Genomic DNA, 14,577 nt, shown 5'->3' on the forward strand with positions numbered 1-14,577 from the left:
GCATGCAGGCTCAGGCCTGCGTGACCGGGGTTTTTTCATGGTGCGTCGAGCTGATATCGCAACTAACGGTCAAACTCTCCCGGCACCGGCGGGCGGAGCGTGCGGCCGTGTCCCGCCGCACGCCCGATCAAGCTAGGTGGCCTTCAGCCCGCAGCGCCCGCACCAGTTCGCCGGCCGCCTTGCCGAGCCCCGAGTGCTTCGGCCGGCGCAGATACACGGGCAGCGGCAGCCCGTTGCGGATGTTCGCGAACACGAGCGGTGCGAGCTCGCCGGCGGCGACATGCCGGCCGATCAGCGATTCGGGAAAATTCGCCCAGCCATGCCCGGCCTTCACGAGCGCGATCGCGGTCGCCATGTCGGTCACCTTCCACGTGCGGTTGCCGATCACCGGGCGCACGTCGGTGAGCGGTCGCCCGGGATCGGCGATCACGATCTGCCGGAACCCCGACAGTCGCTCGATCGCCTCCGGATGCGCGGCTTCGGCAATCGCCGGATGATCGGGCGCGGCGACCGCGATCAGCGTCTCGGTCCACAGCGCGTGAATCTGTTCCTGCGGATGAAGATCGAGCCCGCCGTACGCGACGCAAAGATCGACGGCGCCGCGATGCAGCGCATCGACGATCGCATCCTGCGGCGCGATGACGACGCTGACCGCGAGCGCCGGATATTTCGCGGCGACGGCGGTCAGCGCGCGCGCAATCGGCGCGCCGTCGATTTCGGCCGCGAGCCCGAGCCGAAGCGTGTCCTCGACACCGTCCGACAAGTGCTGCGCATGCGCACGCAGCGCATGCAGCCGTTCGGCGATCGCGCGCGCGTCGGGCAGCAGCGCGGCCATCGCGGCGGTCGGCGTCGGCTCGCGCGAGCCGCGATCGAACAGCACGAGGTCGAGTTCGGCCTCGAGGTTCGCGATCGCCATGCTGACCGCCGACGGCGTGCGGCCGAGCGCACGCGCGGCCGCCGAGAACGAGCCTTTGTCGATGACGGCCAGCAGCATGTCGATGTGATCGCTGGTCAGCATGGTCGGCCGCCTCCTGTCAGAAAAATTGAAAGGACCTGACTTTGGCGGACGAAGTGCCCGCTGTAGTCTCGCCACCTGGTTCGAAACGAAGGTGATCGGTCATGCAAGGATGGAAGAGACGCATAGTCTACGTCGTGATGTTCGAGGTGCTCGGCATCCTCGTCGCGTCGTCGGTGCTCGGCATGCTGAGCGGCGCGAGCGCGGCGACGAGCGGCCTGCTCGGCGTGATGATCTCGACGACGGGCGTCACCGTCAATTTTCTGTACAACCTCGGGTTCGAGGCGTGGGAGCGGCGGCGTACCGAAACGACGCGCACCGTCGGGCGGCGTGTCGTGCATGCGATCGGGTTCCAGGTCGCGCTCGTGACGTTCCTGATCCCGCTGATCGCGTGGTGGCTCGATGTGTCGTTATGGCAGGCGTTCCTGTACGACGCGGTGCTGATCGTGTTCTTCCCGATCTTCACGTTCACGTACAACTGGGCGTTCGACAGCGTGTTCGGGTTGCCGGATGCGGTGACGCGCAAGGCGGCGTCGGCGGCGTGATGCAGCGGGATACGAAACGAGGCGGACCGCCCGCGCCGTTTCGCTTCTGCAAGAGAGAGGAAGACGGGCGGCGTGCATGCCGCCCGCTCGCGTTACGCGGCGACGAACTCGTGCACGTAACGGTTGAACACGGCGGGGCTCGCCGCATTCATCCCATGCGATGCGCCGGCGACGGTCTGCCGTTGCGCGTTGCCGATCCACTGCGACAGCGTGTCGACGTTGTGGCGGAACATTTTCGGGCTGCGCTGGCCGTCGATCAGCAGCGTGCGGCATGCGATATCGCCGGCCGCGTGCTGCGAATACGCGGGCAGCGGGTCGCGCAGTTGCTTCGGCAGCGTGCTCGCATTGTCGATCGCCATCGTGCGGAAGCGCGCCGTGCTCTTCTTCCACGCGCCGGGCAGGCTCACGGAATCGACGAACATCTCGAGGCCGGCTTCGACTTCGCCTTGATCGATCAGGTTCACGGCCTTCGTGCGCAGTGCGAGCGCGGCGGCCGGCAGCGCGGCTTCGCGCACGCCCGGCTGCTGGAGCGGGCCGCCCGGATCGGCGAGCGTCAGCGACTCGACGAGGTGCGGATGCTGGCGCGCGACGTTGAACGCGACACTGCCGCCGCGCGAATGGCCGACCAGATGCACGGGGCCGAGATCGAGCGCGTCGATGAATTCGGCGAGTTCGTCGACGTGGTTCTGCCAGCTGAACTCGTCCTGGATGCCCGCTTCGACGGCCGGCCAGTAGTGGCTCAGGCTCGGCGCGATGCAGCGGTAATGGGCCGACAGCGCCGCGAGTTGCGGATCCCAGTAGCGGTAGTCGCACAGCGAGCCGTGCACGAACACCATCGGCGCACCGCCGCCCCGCTCGACATACGGCAGGCTGATGCCTGACGAAAGCGTCGCAAATTGCAGGTCGGGGTTCGCGAGCACGGACGGCTCGATTCGCATGTTCATGACTGAAAGACTCAAAGGTGCGTCAACACGACGCAACTATGCATCACGGCGACCTGCAAGGAAAACGCATAATTTTCATCGTCACGATCAATTTTATTGATGACTGCGCCGGAAACCCCTGTCGCAGCGTGGTCATGCATCGAAACCTTCAATCCTCTGACGATTGATTGCTGCACCGAAAGGGGCGTGCGGCGGCCTGCGCGCACGCGCCTTTGCATTGAGAAAGGGAGGGTGGCGCGTCAGCGTACCGTCAATGCCGGCACGCGCTGAAGCTCGACCGGCAAATCATTATCGGCCGCGAACTGCATCGCGAACTCGAACGCATCCGCACACACGGCGCGCAATTCGTCGGACACGAACAGGCATTTGACGCCTCCATCGACGACCGGCATCGCGAGCCGCGACAGCGCGCACGGATAGCCGGGCCGCCGTTCGCCGACGAACAGCGTGATGACGCCCGCGAGCCGCTCGGGCCAGTCGCTCGGGCGGAAGGTTTTCTGCGCGCGCGTGACGCCGCGGATCAGGTGGCCGGCGATGCGGCCGTGCTCGGTGATGTCGATGCGATCCATGCTGTTGTGCGTGTCCTCGTGCGCGTCATTCGCCGCCGTCGGCCGCCGCGTCGCCGCGCGCGGGAATCCGCAGGTTGCGCAGCTTGTGATAGAGCGTTTTCTTCGGCATGCCGAGCGCCTCGCTCGCGTCCGCGACGTTGCCGTTGTGACGCCGCAGCATGTCCTCGATCAGCATCCGCTCGAAATACGCGAGCTGCTCCGCGAGCGTGCTGCCGGCCGTCGGCGTGCCGCCGGACGACAGCAGGCTGTCGCCGGTCAGCCCGAGCACGAAGCGGTCGGCCACGTTCTGCAGTTCGCGCACGTTGCCGGGCCACGCGTGCGTCATCAGTTCGGACACCTGCGCGGCGGTGACGACCGGCGCCGGCTGCCCGAAGCGCCGCGCGGCCGCGAGCACGAAATGCTCGAACAGCAGCGGCACGTCCTCGCGCCGCTCGCGCAGCGGCGGCAGCTCGATCTGCGCGACGTTGAGGCGATACAGCAAGTCCGCACGGAAACGCCCGTCGGCCGCGAGTTCGGCGAGATCGGCCTTCGACGCGGCCACCACGCGGCAGTCGACCGGAATCAGGTCGTTCGCGCCGAGCCGCTCGACCACGCGCTCCTGCAGCACGCGCAGCATCTTGATCTGCAGCGCGATCGGCATCGTCTCGATCTCGTCGAGGAACAGCGTGCCGCCATCGGCCCATTCGATCTTGCCGATGCGCTTCTTGATCGCGCCGGTAAACGCGCCGGCCTCGTGGCCGAACAGCTCGCTCTCGAAGATCTGCTCGGGCAGGCCGCCGCAATTCAGCGCGACGAAGTGCGCGTCGCGCCGGCCGCCGAAGTCGTGCAGGCTGCGCGCGATCAGCTCCTTGCCGGTGCCCGTCTCGCCGGTGATCAGCACCGACACCGACGTATCGGCGAGGCGCAGGATCTTCTTGCGCACGTCGGCCATCGCGGGCGACTTGCCGAGCACGAACGCCTCGATGCCCTGCCAGTTGTTCAACGCGGCGCGCAGCCCTTGCACCTCGAGCGTCAGGCGGCGTTTCTCGACCGCGCGCGCGACGCGCCCCGCGATCACGTCCGACGAAAACGGTTTCTCGATGAAGTCGTACGCGCCGACCTGCATCGCGCCGACGGCCGTCGAGATGTCCGCATGGCCGCTGATCAGCACGACCGGAATCTGCGCATCGATGGCCATCACGCGGTCGAGCAGCTGCAGCCCGTCGATGCCCGGCATTCGCACGTCCGACACGATCACCACCGGCGCGCCGGGCGCGACGTGCGCGAGTGCGTCGGCGGCCGACGCGAACGCGTCGACCGGGAACCCGGCGAGCGCGACGGCCTGCTCGACGCCGATCCGGACGTTCTCGTCGTCCTCGACGACCAGCACGCGAATCTCATCTTCCATGCTCTGTCCTTTGTTGCGGCGTCGCCGCCGCGAATTCGATGGTGAACTGCGCGCCGCCTTCGTCGCGGTTCGTCGCGGCGATCTTCGCGCCGAACGCCTCGACGATGCGCGACGTGATCGCGAGGCCCAGCCCGAGGCCCTGGCCGCGCGGTTTGGTCGTGACGAATGGCTCGAACAGGTGCGGCAGCACGTCGGGCGCGATGCCGGCGCCGCTGTCGGCCACCGTGAAGCGCACGCGGCCATCCTCGTCCGGGCCGGCCGCGTCGATGACGATGCGGCGCACCGGCGCGTCGTGCACCGCGTCGAGCGCGTTGCCGAGCAGGTTCACGATCACCTGCTGCAACTGGCTCGATTCGGCCGAGACCGTCGTACCGGGCGCGATGTTCACGTCGAGCCGCACGCCTTCGTCGCGAATCCGCGCATCGTAGATGAGCCGCGCATGCGCGACGGCCTCGTTCAGCGACACCGCGACGCGCTCGACGTCGGGCTTGCGCGCGAAGGTCTTCAGTTCGCCGGTGAGCACGGCCATGCCGTCGACCAGCTTGCCGACCCGTTCGAGATTCGCGAGCGCCGGCGCCGGCTGGCCGCGTTCGAAGAACGTGCGCGCGTTGTCGCACAGCGTGCGGATCGCGACGAGCGGCTGGTTCAGCTCGTGCGTGAGGCCGGCGGCCATCTGCCCGAGCACCGCGAGCTTGCCCGCGTGCACGACTTCCTGCTGCGAATCGCGCAGCCGCTGCTCGGTGCGCTCGCGTTCGTCGATCTCGCGCTGCATCCGCTCGTTCGCGGCCGTCAGCGCGGCCGTGCGCTGCGCGACGGTCAGTTCGAGCCGGTCGTTCGCGCGGCGCAGCGCGTCCTGCGCGCTCAGCCGCGCGAGGATCGCCCGGCGGCGCTGGATCGCATAGCCGACCAGCAGCGCGACGATCAGGAACGCGCCGGTGACGAACACGAAAGCCGTCTGCTGCTGGCGCCGCGCGCCCGCGATGTCGAGCAGCACCATCAACGAATCGCCGCCCTGCGGCGCGGGGCGCGACATCACGAGATAGCGCGTGGTGCGGCCGGCGTGGCGCGGATCGGGGAAGGTGCCGAACCACGCGGCCGAGCTGCGGTCGCCGATGCGGCGATAGGGCAGCGCGTCGACGGTGCGGCCCGCGTACTGGCGCGACGCCTGGATGTCGCGCTGCTGCTGCGCGGTGATCGGGCGCAGCGCGGTGAATTTCCACGCGGGCTCGGTCGAGATCACGACCACACCGTTGCTGTCGACGACCAGCGCGGCGACGCCCGGCGCACGCCACGCCGATTCGAGCGGGTCGACGCTGATCTTCACGGCGGCCACGCCGATCGGCGCGCCGTCGCTGCGCACCGCGCTCGCGAAGTAGACGCCCGGCACGCCGGTGTTGGTGCCGATGCCGAAGAAGCGGCCGCTGCCGCGCGCGAGCGCGTCCTTGAAGTATGGCCGGTACGACACGTTGGTGCCGACGAAGCTGATCGTCTCGTTCCAGTTGCTCGCGGCGATCACGTCGCCTTGCAGATCGATCACGTCGACCGCGCCGCTGCCCGCGTCGCGATTCACGGCTTCGAGGTAGGTGTTCACCGCATGCACGAGCGCGGGTGCGTCGTTCGGCGCGGCTTTCAGCATCGCGCGCACGCCGTCCTGCCGCGCGACCAGGCCGGGCAGGATCTCGAAGCGGCCGAGCTCGCTTTTCAGGCTCGACGCGTACAGGTCGAGCCGGTGCGCGCCGGCTTCCTCGAGCGCGTCGATCGCGCGTTCCCATGCGAAATCGACGGCCGCGCCGGCCACGCCGACGTACAGCACCGCGGCCGATGCCCAGCCCCACCACGGGATTCCCTTGAAGCTTTTCTGCACGTTCGCCCTCATCGAAGCCGCCACCGGCCGTCCGCTACCGGCCGTCCGCTACCGGCCGTCCGCAACCGGCCGTCCCAATCGCCCGCCCGGAACGACGCGCGCCGCGCGCCGGCTCAAGGCCGGCGGCGGCGCGTGCGAGGCAGCCGGCGCGACGGTGCGCGCGGCCGCGCGTTATCCGAAGTGCGCGACCAGGATCAGCGTCACCGTGACGACGATCGCGCCGCCGATGCGGGTGGCGATCTGCGCGAACGGCATCAACTGCATCCGGTTCGCGGCGGTCAGGATCGCGACGTCTCCGGTGCCGCCTTGCCCGCTGTGGCAGGCGTTCACGATTGCGGTGTCGATAGGGTACATCTTCAGCAGGCGGCCGACCACGAAACCGGTGCCCATCAGCGTCGCGACGGTCGACACGATCGTGACCACGTTGACGATCGTGAGCGCGGCGGTCAGCTTGTCCCACGGCGTCATCGCGACGCCGATCGCGAACAGCAGCGGATACGTGACGGCGGTCGAGAAGAACTTGTAGACGACGAACGCGCCTTCCTGCAGCGGCGGCGACACCGCGCGCGCGAGCTTCACCAGCACCGCGAGGAACAGCATCGCGACCGGCGCGGGCAGGCCGAACAGCTTGTGCGCCATCAGGCCGACGAGGTACAGCGTGATCGCGGTGATGCCGGCGCCCGCGATGTGCGTGACGTCGACGTGGCCGCGGATCTCTTCGCTTTGCGGCGCCATGTCGCCGCTTTCGCCGACTTGCAGGCGGCCGTTGCCGGTCAGATGCGGCAGGCGCTTGCCGAGCATGTCGAGCGCACCCGACAGGATGATCGCGGTCAGGCTGCCGAGCATCACCGGCGGCAGCACCATCGCGAACATCTCGCCCTGCGGCAGGTGCATCAGTTCCGAATAGCCGATCGACAGCGGAATCGCGCCTTCGCCGACGCCGCCCGCCATGATCGGCACGACGATGTACAGCAGCGTGTGGCGCGCGCCGAGGCCGAGCGCGGTGCCGACCGCCGTGCCGACGATCGCGGCCGCGACCGAGCCGGCCGCGAGCGGAATGAAGATCTTCACGAAGCCCTGGATCAGCACGCGGCGATCCATGCTCAGGATGCTGCCGACGATGATCGACGCGATGAACAGGTACAGGAAGTTGGTCGATTTCGTGAATTCGACCGTCAGATTCAGCACCGGCTTCGGCAGCACGTGGTAGTACGTGAGCGCCGACGGCACGAAGGTCGCGAAGATCGCGGCCGCGCCGATGTTGCGCAAGAGCGGCAGGCGCTTGCCGAGTTCCGCGCAGGTGAAGCCGAAGAACGCGAGCACGGCGATCGCCATCGAGATTTCGCCGGGCACCTTGCCCGTCACCGCGAAGCCGACGATCAGCCCGAACAGGATCACGTAGACCGGCAGCGGAATGATGCCGATGCGAATCTCCATCAGCTTCCACCAGCCTTCCGGCCAGAAGCGTTCGCGCGTGGCGGGACCGGCTGCCGCAATCGGCTCGGGATGGGACGGGGTATGGATAGAGGTCTGCAAGACGTGTCTCCTGATGTTTGGAATGCCTGCATTGCTTCGCGGCATCGTGTGCCGTCTATTACGCAACCCCCATGCCAGAATTCCGAAGCGCCGGAATATTTTTAGTCCATTGATTCATAAGGGATTTATTTCGTCTGCGGAAAGAGTTTTCCGTGAGGGCTGGCCGAGATTTCGGAATTCCCGCGGCGGCGAGGCCGAGATTTCGGCCTGACGGCGGCCCGAGCGCCCGGCCCTGCCAGCCGCCCGCCGTACCGCCCGCCATATCGCCGCGCGCGATTTTCTTCGCACAATCGCTTCGTAGACCGCCTTCCCGCCGCTCTCTATCATCGGCTGATCTTTTTCCGACGTGACGACGACTGTCCGGAGAACGCCCGCGCGTTCGCCGCGGCTTCGCTCATCCGTCGATACCGTCTTTGGACAGGAGAGTGGTTCCCATGCTGCATCCCGTGTTTTCCGCCCGCTTTTCCGCCGGCCGTGTGGCCCGCCTCGCCCGCCTGCTGACGGCCGCGCTGCTCGGCGTCGTGCTGCTGAACGGCGCGCGCGCCGACACCGCGCCGCTGAAGGTCGGCATCTCGACCAGCCCGCAGATCGAGGCGCTGAAGATCGCCGCGAAGGAGGCGAAGGAGCAGGGCCTCGACGTGAAGATCGTCGAATTCACCGACTGGAATACGCCGAACGCGGCGCTCGCGAACAAGGACATCGACGTCAACTACTTCCAGCACATCCCGTTTCTCGAGAACGCGAAGAAGCAGGGCGGCTACAACTTCATCTCGATCGCGCCCGGCACGATCATGAAGATCGGCCTCTATTCGAAGAAGGTGAAAAGCTTTGCCGAGCTGAAGGATGGCGCGCGCGTCGCGATCGCGAATGATCCGGTCAACGGCGGGCGCGGGCTGTTGCTGCTGCAGCGCGCGGGGCTCATCACGCTGAAGCCGGGCGCCGACTACCGCGCGACGACGCACGACATCGTCGCCAATCCGAAGCACCTGAAGATCATCCCGCTCGAAGCGTCGCAACTCGCGCGTTCGCTCGACGACGTCGACCTCGCGCAGGGCTACCCGAGCTTCATCAAGCTCGCCGGCACGACCGACCCGAACAGCGCGCTGCTGTTCGACGGCACCGAGAACAAGAACTTCGCGATCCAGTGGGTCGTGCGGCCCGAGAGCGCGAACGATCCGCGCATCCGCAAGTTCATCTCGATCTACCAGCACTCGCCGGCGGTGCGCAAAGCGCTCGACAACGCGTTCGGCTCGCTGTACGCGATCGCGTGGTGACGGAGGCGGCATGACGACGGCGAACCGCAAGAAGATCCTGCTCAACGCGTTCAACATGAACTGCGTCGGGCACATCAACCACGGGCTGTGGACGCATCCGCGCGACCGCTCCGCGCACTACACCGATCTCGACTACTGGGCCGATCTCGCGAAGACGCTCGAACGCGGCAAGTTCGACGGGATCTTTCTCGCGGACATCGTCGGCGTGTACGACGTGTTCGGCGGCGGGCCCGACGCCGCGCTGCGCGAATCGGTGCAGGTGCCCGTCAACGATCCGCTGCTGCTCGTGCCCGCGATGGCGCAGGTCACGCGGCATCTCGGCTTCGGCGTGACCGCGAACCTGACCTACGAGCCGCCGTACCTGTTCGCGCGCCGCATGTCGACGCTCGATCATCTGACGAAAGGGCGCGTGGGCTGGAACATCGTCACCGGCTACCTCGACAGCGCCGCGCGCGGGATGGGCCTCGCGCAGCAGATCGGCCACGACGATCGCTACGAGCGCGCCGACGACTACATGGACGTCGTCTACAAGCTGTGGGAACAGAGCTGGGACGACGACGCGGTGATCCGCGACGCACAGGCGCGCGTGTTCGCGCAGCCGGGCAAGGTGCGGCGCGTGAAGCACGACGGGCCGTTCTATTCGATCGATGCGATCCATCTGAGCGAACCGTCGCTGCAACGCACGCCGGTGCTGTACCAGGCCGGCTCGTCCGCGCGCGGCGTCGAGTTCGCGGGCCGTCACGCGGAATGCGTGTTCGTGAACGGGCAGAGCAAGTCCGCGGCGCGCGCGGCGGCGCTCGACATCCGCGCGGCGGCCGCGCGGCAGGGGCGCGACCCGGCGTCGATCAAGATCTTCGCCGGCGTGAGCGTCGTGACGGCCGAGACCGAATTGCTCGCCCGCGAGAAGTTCGACGAGTACCGGCGCTACGCAAGCCCTGAAGCCGGCCTCGCGCATTTCGCGAGCTCGACCGGCATCGATTTCGCGAAGTACGGCCTCGACGAGCCGATCTCGTACGTGAAGACCGATTCGATCCAGTCGGCCGTCGATGCGATCTCGAAGAAGAGCACGACCGGCACGTGGACCGTGCGCCGGATGCTCGAACAGATGTCGCTCGGCGGCCGCTATGCGCCGATCGTCGGTTCGCCGTCGCAGGTCGCGGACGAACTGCAGGCGTGGATCGACGAGACCGGCATCGACGGCTTCAACCTGACGCGCACCGTGATGCCCGAGTCGTTCGAGGATTTCGTCGACTGGGTCGTGCCCGAGCTGCAGAACCGCGGCGTCTACAAGGAAGACTACGATCCCGCGTCGACGCTGCGCGAGAAGCTGTTCGGCGCCGGCCCGCGCCTGCCCGCCTGGCACACCGGCGCGCAGCACCGGCCGGCGGCCGCAGCCGAACCCGAACCCGCGCATGCCTGAACGTGACGGAGCGAAGCGATGACGCAATTGTTCGATACGCTGGGTTTCATCGAGGCATCGGCCGTGCGCGCCGGCGCGGGCGTCGGTGCGACCGCGCATGACGAAACGGCCGTGCCGGCCGACGGCGCGGCCGTGTCGCTGGAGCAGGTCGGCAAGGTGTTCGCGACGCCGCGCGGCCAGGCCGCCGCGCTGCGCGACGTGACGCTCGACGTGCGGCGCGGCGAGGTGTTCGGCATCATCGGCCGCAGCGGCGCCGGCAAGTCGACGCTGCTGCGCCTCCTGAACGGCCTCGAACGGCCGAGCTCGGGCCGCGTGCGCGTGCAGGGCGTCGACGTCGGCGCGCTCGACGAGGATGGCCTCGTCGCGTTGCGGCGCCGCACCGGCATGGTGTTCCAGCATTTCAACCTGCTGTCCGCGAAGACGGTGTTCGAGAACGTCGCGCTGCCGCTGAAGATCGCCGGCGTGCCGAAGGCCGAGCGCGTGCGCAAGGTCGACGCGCTGCTCGACCTCGTCGGGCTCGCCGCGAAGCGCGACGCGTACCCGGCGAGCCTGTCGGGCGGGCAGAAGCAGCGCGTCGGCATCGCGCGGGCGCTCGTGCACGATCCGGAGGTGCTGCTGTGCGACGAAGCGACGTCGGCGCTCGATCCGGAAACCACGCAATCGATCCTCGCGCTGCTCGCGGACATCAACCGTCGTCTCGGGCTGACGATCGTGCTGATCACGCACGAGATGGAGGTGATCCGCGCGGTATGCGACACGGTCGCGGTGATCGAACAGGGCGAAGTCGTCGAAACGGGCCCGGTGTGGCGCGTGTTCGGCGATCCGCGCCATGGCGCGACGCGCGCGCTGCTGAGCACGCTGCAGCACGACCTGCCGGCCGAACTGGCCGCGCGCGTGCGGCCGCTGCCCGAGCAGGCCGCGCTGCCCGACGGCGCGCAGATCGTGCTCGACGTCCGCTATACGGGCGAGAGCGGCGGCGAGCCGGACGTCGGCGCGCTCGCGGCGGCGCTCGGCGGCTCCGTGCGGTTCCTGCACGGCGGCATCGAAAGCATCCAGGGACACGCGCAGGGGCGGCTCGTGATCGCCGCGACACCGCGTGCGGATGACGCCGGCCCGTCGGCCGCGCGCGGCGGCGCGGTCGCCGCGCTGCTCGAACGTGCGCGCCGTCATGCGAATCATGCGGAGGTGCTCGGCTATGTTTGAGCTCTGGTGGCCCGAACTGCTCGACGCGATTCGCGACACGCTGTCGATGGTCGCCGCGTCGGCCGCGATCGCCGCGCTGATCGGCATCCCGCTCGCGGTGATCCTCGTGACCACCGCGCCCGGCGGCATCTACGCGCGGCGCGGCGTGAACGCGGTGCTCGGCGCGCTCGTCAACGTGTTCCGCTCGACGCCGTTCATCATCCTGCTGGTCGCACTGCTGCCGTTCACGCGCATCCTGATCGGCACGACGATCGGCGTGTGGGCGGCCGTCGTGCCGCTGTCGATCGCCGCGATCCCGTTCTTCGCGCGGATCGCCGAAGTGAGCCTGCGCGAAGTCGATCGCGGGCTGATCGAGGCCGCGCTCGCGATGGGCGCGAAGCGCCGCCACATCGTGTGGTACGTGCTGCTGCCCGAAGCGCTGCCCGGCATGCTCGGCGGCTTCACGATCACCGTCGTCGCGCTGATCGGCTCGACCGCGATGGCGGGCGCCGTCGGCGCGGGCGGCCTTGGCGATCTCGCGATCCGCTACGGCTATCAACGTTTCGACACCACCGTCATGGCGACCGTGATCGTGATCCTGATCGCGCTCGTCTCGGCCGTGCAAATCACGGGCGACCGCCTGGTCCGACGCGTGACCCGGCGAACCTGAGCGACGCCACAAGCGTCCGCTCGCTTCATTCCTGATCCTGAGAGAAAAACCATGACCTTGCCCATCGGCGCGCCGCGCGAATGGAACGGACAATTCGAGGAAGCGCTGTTTCTGCAGGTGGCGCGACGCCATCGCCCGGACTTCCCCGACAAGGTGGCGACGCCGCCGCGCGAGCCGCGCAACGGCGACGAGCTGGCTGCCGTCGCGGACTACTACACGAAGATGGCGTCGCACGACCTGTTCATCGTGCAGGTTGTCGCGAAGGCGATCGACACGCTGTTCCGCGGCGATCCGCATTTCCAGTTGATCTTGTCGCGCCAATTGGGCGACGACGGCGCGCACGCGGTGATTGGCCGTGAGCGCGTGACCGAACTCACGGGGCGCGACCCGCTGCCGGAAGTCGACCGCCTCGTCGCCGCGCACTGGGCGCGCATCGGCGATATCGCGGTGCGCGACGTCGCGGGCTTTCTCGCGTTCGAATGGCATTACGAGCTGCACATCCTCGCGAAGCTGTGGATCCAGCGCAAGACCGGCCGCATCGGCGACAGCGCGATGCGCGAGCACGGCGAGAACCGGATTCGACCGGACGAGGAATGGCATCGCGTGCAGATCGTCCAGTGGTGGTTCGACACGCTGCAGGCGCTGCCGGTGGCCGAGCGCGACGCGCTGATCGATCGCGTGATCGCGGCCGACGAGGAAACCCAGGGGCGGCTCGACGGCTATCTGCACGACGAATACGCGCATACCGCACTGGTGTTCGGCGCGGATATCGCCGACTATCGTGCGATCTACGACGACTGGCGGCGCGAGATCCTGTCGCGGCTGACCGGCCGCCGGCTTGGCGCCCTCGTCCCGCTGTCGGGCGAAACCGTTGAACAGGAAGCTGTCGCATGAACGATCCACGCGGCCCGGCGACGCTGGCGCCGGATACCGATACACCGGCTTTGGACCGCGCCGCGCTGGCACGCGCGATCGATGCGCTGCGCGTGAGCGCCGCCGAGCGCGACCGCGCCGGCGGTCATGCGGCGCAGGAGAAGCAGTGGCTCGCCGACGCGGGCCTGCTGACGCTCGCGGTCCCGCGTGCGTTCGGCGGGCAGGAAGCGGCGTGGCCCGCGATCTACGACGTGATCCGGCAGGTCGCGCGGGTCGACAGCGCGCTCGCGCATCTGGTCGGCTTCCAGTGCCTGCAGGTAGTAAGCGTCGACGTGTGGGGCAGCGCCGCGCAGCGCGAGCGCTACCTGCGCGGCACGGTCGACGGGCGCTGGTGGTGGGGCAACGCGGTCAATCCGCTCGATACGCGGCTCGTCGCCACGGCGACGCCCGACGGCGGCTACCGGCTCGACGGCGTGAAAGGTTTCTGTTCCGGCACGCGCGGCTCGCAGCGGATGACGGTGTCCGCGCACGATCCGGCGATCGGCCGCACCGTGTTCGGCGTGGTGCCGACCGATCGGGCCGGCATCACGGTCAACGAAGACTGGGATCCGGTCGGCCAGCGTCAGACCGATAGCGGCAGCGTGCGCTTCGACGGCGTGACGCTCGCGCCGGACGAAGTGCTGCACCGCTCCGAGACTGCGCCGACGCCGCGCGCGACGCTGCGCACGCTCGTGTCGCAGCTCGTGCTGACGAACCTGTTCGTCGGCCTCGCGGAAGGCGCGCTGGCCGAGGCGCGCGACTACGTGCGGCAGCATGGCCGCCCCTGGATTCACTCGGGCGTCGAGCGGGCCGAGGACGATCCGTACACGCTGCAGCGCTTCGGCGACATGCGCGTGCGCGCGGTTGCGGCGGCGGCGCTGGCCGATCGCGCGGCCCACGCGTTGCAGCACGCGTGGGCGCGGCAGGATGCGCTGACGGCGGACGAACGCGCCGAAGTCGCGCTCGCGGTATCGGAAGCGAAGATCGTCGCGCAGCGCGCGGCGCTCGACAACGGCGAGGCGCTGTTCGACGCATGCGGCGCGCGCGCGACGGCCGCGTCGCTCGGCCTCGACCGCTTCTGGCGGAATGCGCGCACGCATACGCTGCACGATCCGCTCGACTACCGGCTGCGCGACGTGGGCCGGTTCGCGCTGACCGCGGCGTTGCCGCAGGCGTCGCTCTATACGTGAAGGCGGCCCGCCCCCTGCGCCGTGGCGCCGATGGCGGGCCGCCCGACGTCAGGAGCAGCGCCCTGACGC

General features: G+C 68.6%; 13 protein-coding genes. 7 read left to right on the forward strand and 6 right to left on the reverse strand.

From position 1 onward, the window contains the following. Positions 1–127: 127 nt before the first annotated feature. Complete coding sequence (locus J8I35_RS09610; protein WP_209925128.1) at positions 128–1,018, reverse strand: LysR family transcriptional regulator; 891 nt, start codon at positions 1,016–1,018, stop codon at positions 128–130. Between the two features lie 101 nt (positions 1,019–1,119). Here J8I35_RS09610 and J8I35_RS09615 point away from each other — a divergent pair, with 101 nt between their 5' ends. After that, positions 1,120–1,560: a PACE efflux transporter gene (locus tag J8I35_RS09615; RefSeq protein ID WP_027790477.1), complete on the forward strand. Its 441-nt coding sequence runs from the start codon at positions 1,120–1,122 to the stop codon at positions 1,558–1,560. 92 nt (positions 1,561–1,652) lie between these two features. Here J8I35_RS09615 and J8I35_RS09620 read toward each other — a convergent pair whose 3' ends face one another. The 5 genes from J8I35_RS09620 to J8I35_RS09640 all read right to left on the reverse strand — a co-directional run bounded on the left by J8I35_RS09620 (position 1,653) and on the right by J8I35_RS09640 (position 7,860). Further along, positions 1,653–2,504, reverse strand: a complete 852-nt coding sequence (locus J8I35_RS09620) for an alpha/beta hydrolase (protein WP_209925129.1) — start codon at positions 2,502–2,504, stop codon at positions 1,653–1,655. 239 nt (positions 2,505–2,743) lie between these two features. Continuing rightward, on the reverse strand, positions 2,744–3,073 hold the full coding sequence (locus tag J8I35_RS09625; protein ID WP_050017328.1) for a DUF3579 domain-containing protein: 330 nt from the start codon (positions 3,071–3,073) through the stop codon (positions 2,744–2,746). 25 nt (positions 3,074–3,098) lie between these two features. Beyond that, positions 3,099–4,460 (reverse strand): sigma-54 dependent transcriptional regulator, encoded by a 1,362-nt coding sequence (locus J8I35_RS09630; protein ID WP_209925130.1) that lies wholly within the window; start codon positions 4,458–4,460, stop codon positions 3,099–3,101. Next, complete coding sequence (locus J8I35_RS09635) at positions 4,450–6,336, reverse strand: ATP-binding protein (RefSeq protein WP_124595395.1); 1,887 nt, start codon at positions 6,334–6,336, stop codon at positions 4,450–4,452. The genes J8I35_RS09630 and J8I35_RS09635 overlap by 11 nt, the downstream gene beginning before the upstream one ends. A gap of 159 nt (positions 6,337–6,495) precedes the next feature. Next, positions 6,496–7,860, reverse strand: coding sequence for a 2-hydroxycarboxylate transporter family protein (locus J8I35_RS09640; RefSeq protein ID WP_209925132.1), 1,365 nt, complete (start codon positions 7,858–7,860; stop codon positions 6,496–6,498). A 434-nt stretch (positions 7,861–8,294) separates the two neighbouring features. On the opposite strand from J8I35_RS09640, the gene J8I35_RS09645 reads away from it, so the two are divergent. Genes J8I35_RS09645 through J8I35_RS09670 form a run of 6 tightly spaced genes read left to right on the forward strand, consistent with a single transcriptional unit; the run spans position 8,295 to position 14,508 of the window. Further along, positions 8,295–9,134 (forward strand): MetQ/NlpA family ABC transporter substrate-binding protein, encoded by an 840-nt coding sequence (locus tag J8I35_RS09645; protein ID WP_050017324.1) that lies wholly within the window; start codon positions 8,295–8,297, stop codon positions 9,132–9,134. Positions 9,135–9,144: 10 nt separating this feature from the next. Beyond that, complete coding sequence (locus J8I35_RS09650; protein ID WP_209925134.1) at positions 9,145–10,554, forward strand: LLM class flavin-dependent oxidoreductase; 1,410 nt, start codon at positions 9,145–9,147, stop codon at positions 10,552–10,554. Between the two features lie 18 nt (positions 10,555–10,572). Next, positions 10,573–11,757 (forward strand): ATP-binding cassette domain-containing protein, encoded by a 1,185-nt coding sequence (locus J8I35_RS09655; protein WP_050017322.1) that lies wholly within the window; start codon positions 10,573–10,575, stop codon positions 11,755–11,757. After that, positions 11,750–12,406 carry a methionine ABC transporter permease gene (locus tag J8I35_RS09660; protein ID WP_124555329.1) on the forward strand — a complete coding sequence of 219 codons (657 nt, stop codon included), beginning with the start codon at positions 11,750–11,752 and terminating at the stop codon, positions 12,404–12,406. Before J8I35_RS09655 ends, J8I35_RS09660 begins: the two co-directional genes overlap by 8 nt. Before the next feature lie 51 nt (positions 12,407–12,457). Beyond that, positions 12,458–13,300 carry a hypothetical protein gene (locus tag J8I35_RS09665; protein ID WP_209925136.1) on the forward strand — a complete coding sequence of 281 codons (843 nt, stop codon included), beginning with the start codon at positions 12,458–12,460 and terminating at the stop codon, positions 13,298–13,300. Further along, positions 13,297–14,508 (forward strand): acyl-CoA dehydrogenase family protein, encoded by a 1,212-nt coding sequence (locus J8I35_RS09670; protein ID WP_185625059.1) that lies wholly within the window; start codon positions 13,297–13,299, stop codon positions 14,506–14,508. Before J8I35_RS09665 ends, J8I35_RS09670 begins: the two co-directional genes overlap by 4 nt. The last annotated feature ends 69 nt before the right edge of the window (positions 14,509–14,577 follow it).

This window comes from Burkholderia sp. CpTa8-5, from assembly GCF_017815045.1.
GTDB lineage: Bacteria > Pseudomonadota > Gammaproteobacteria > Burkholderiales > Burkholderiaceae > Burkholderia > Burkholderia sola.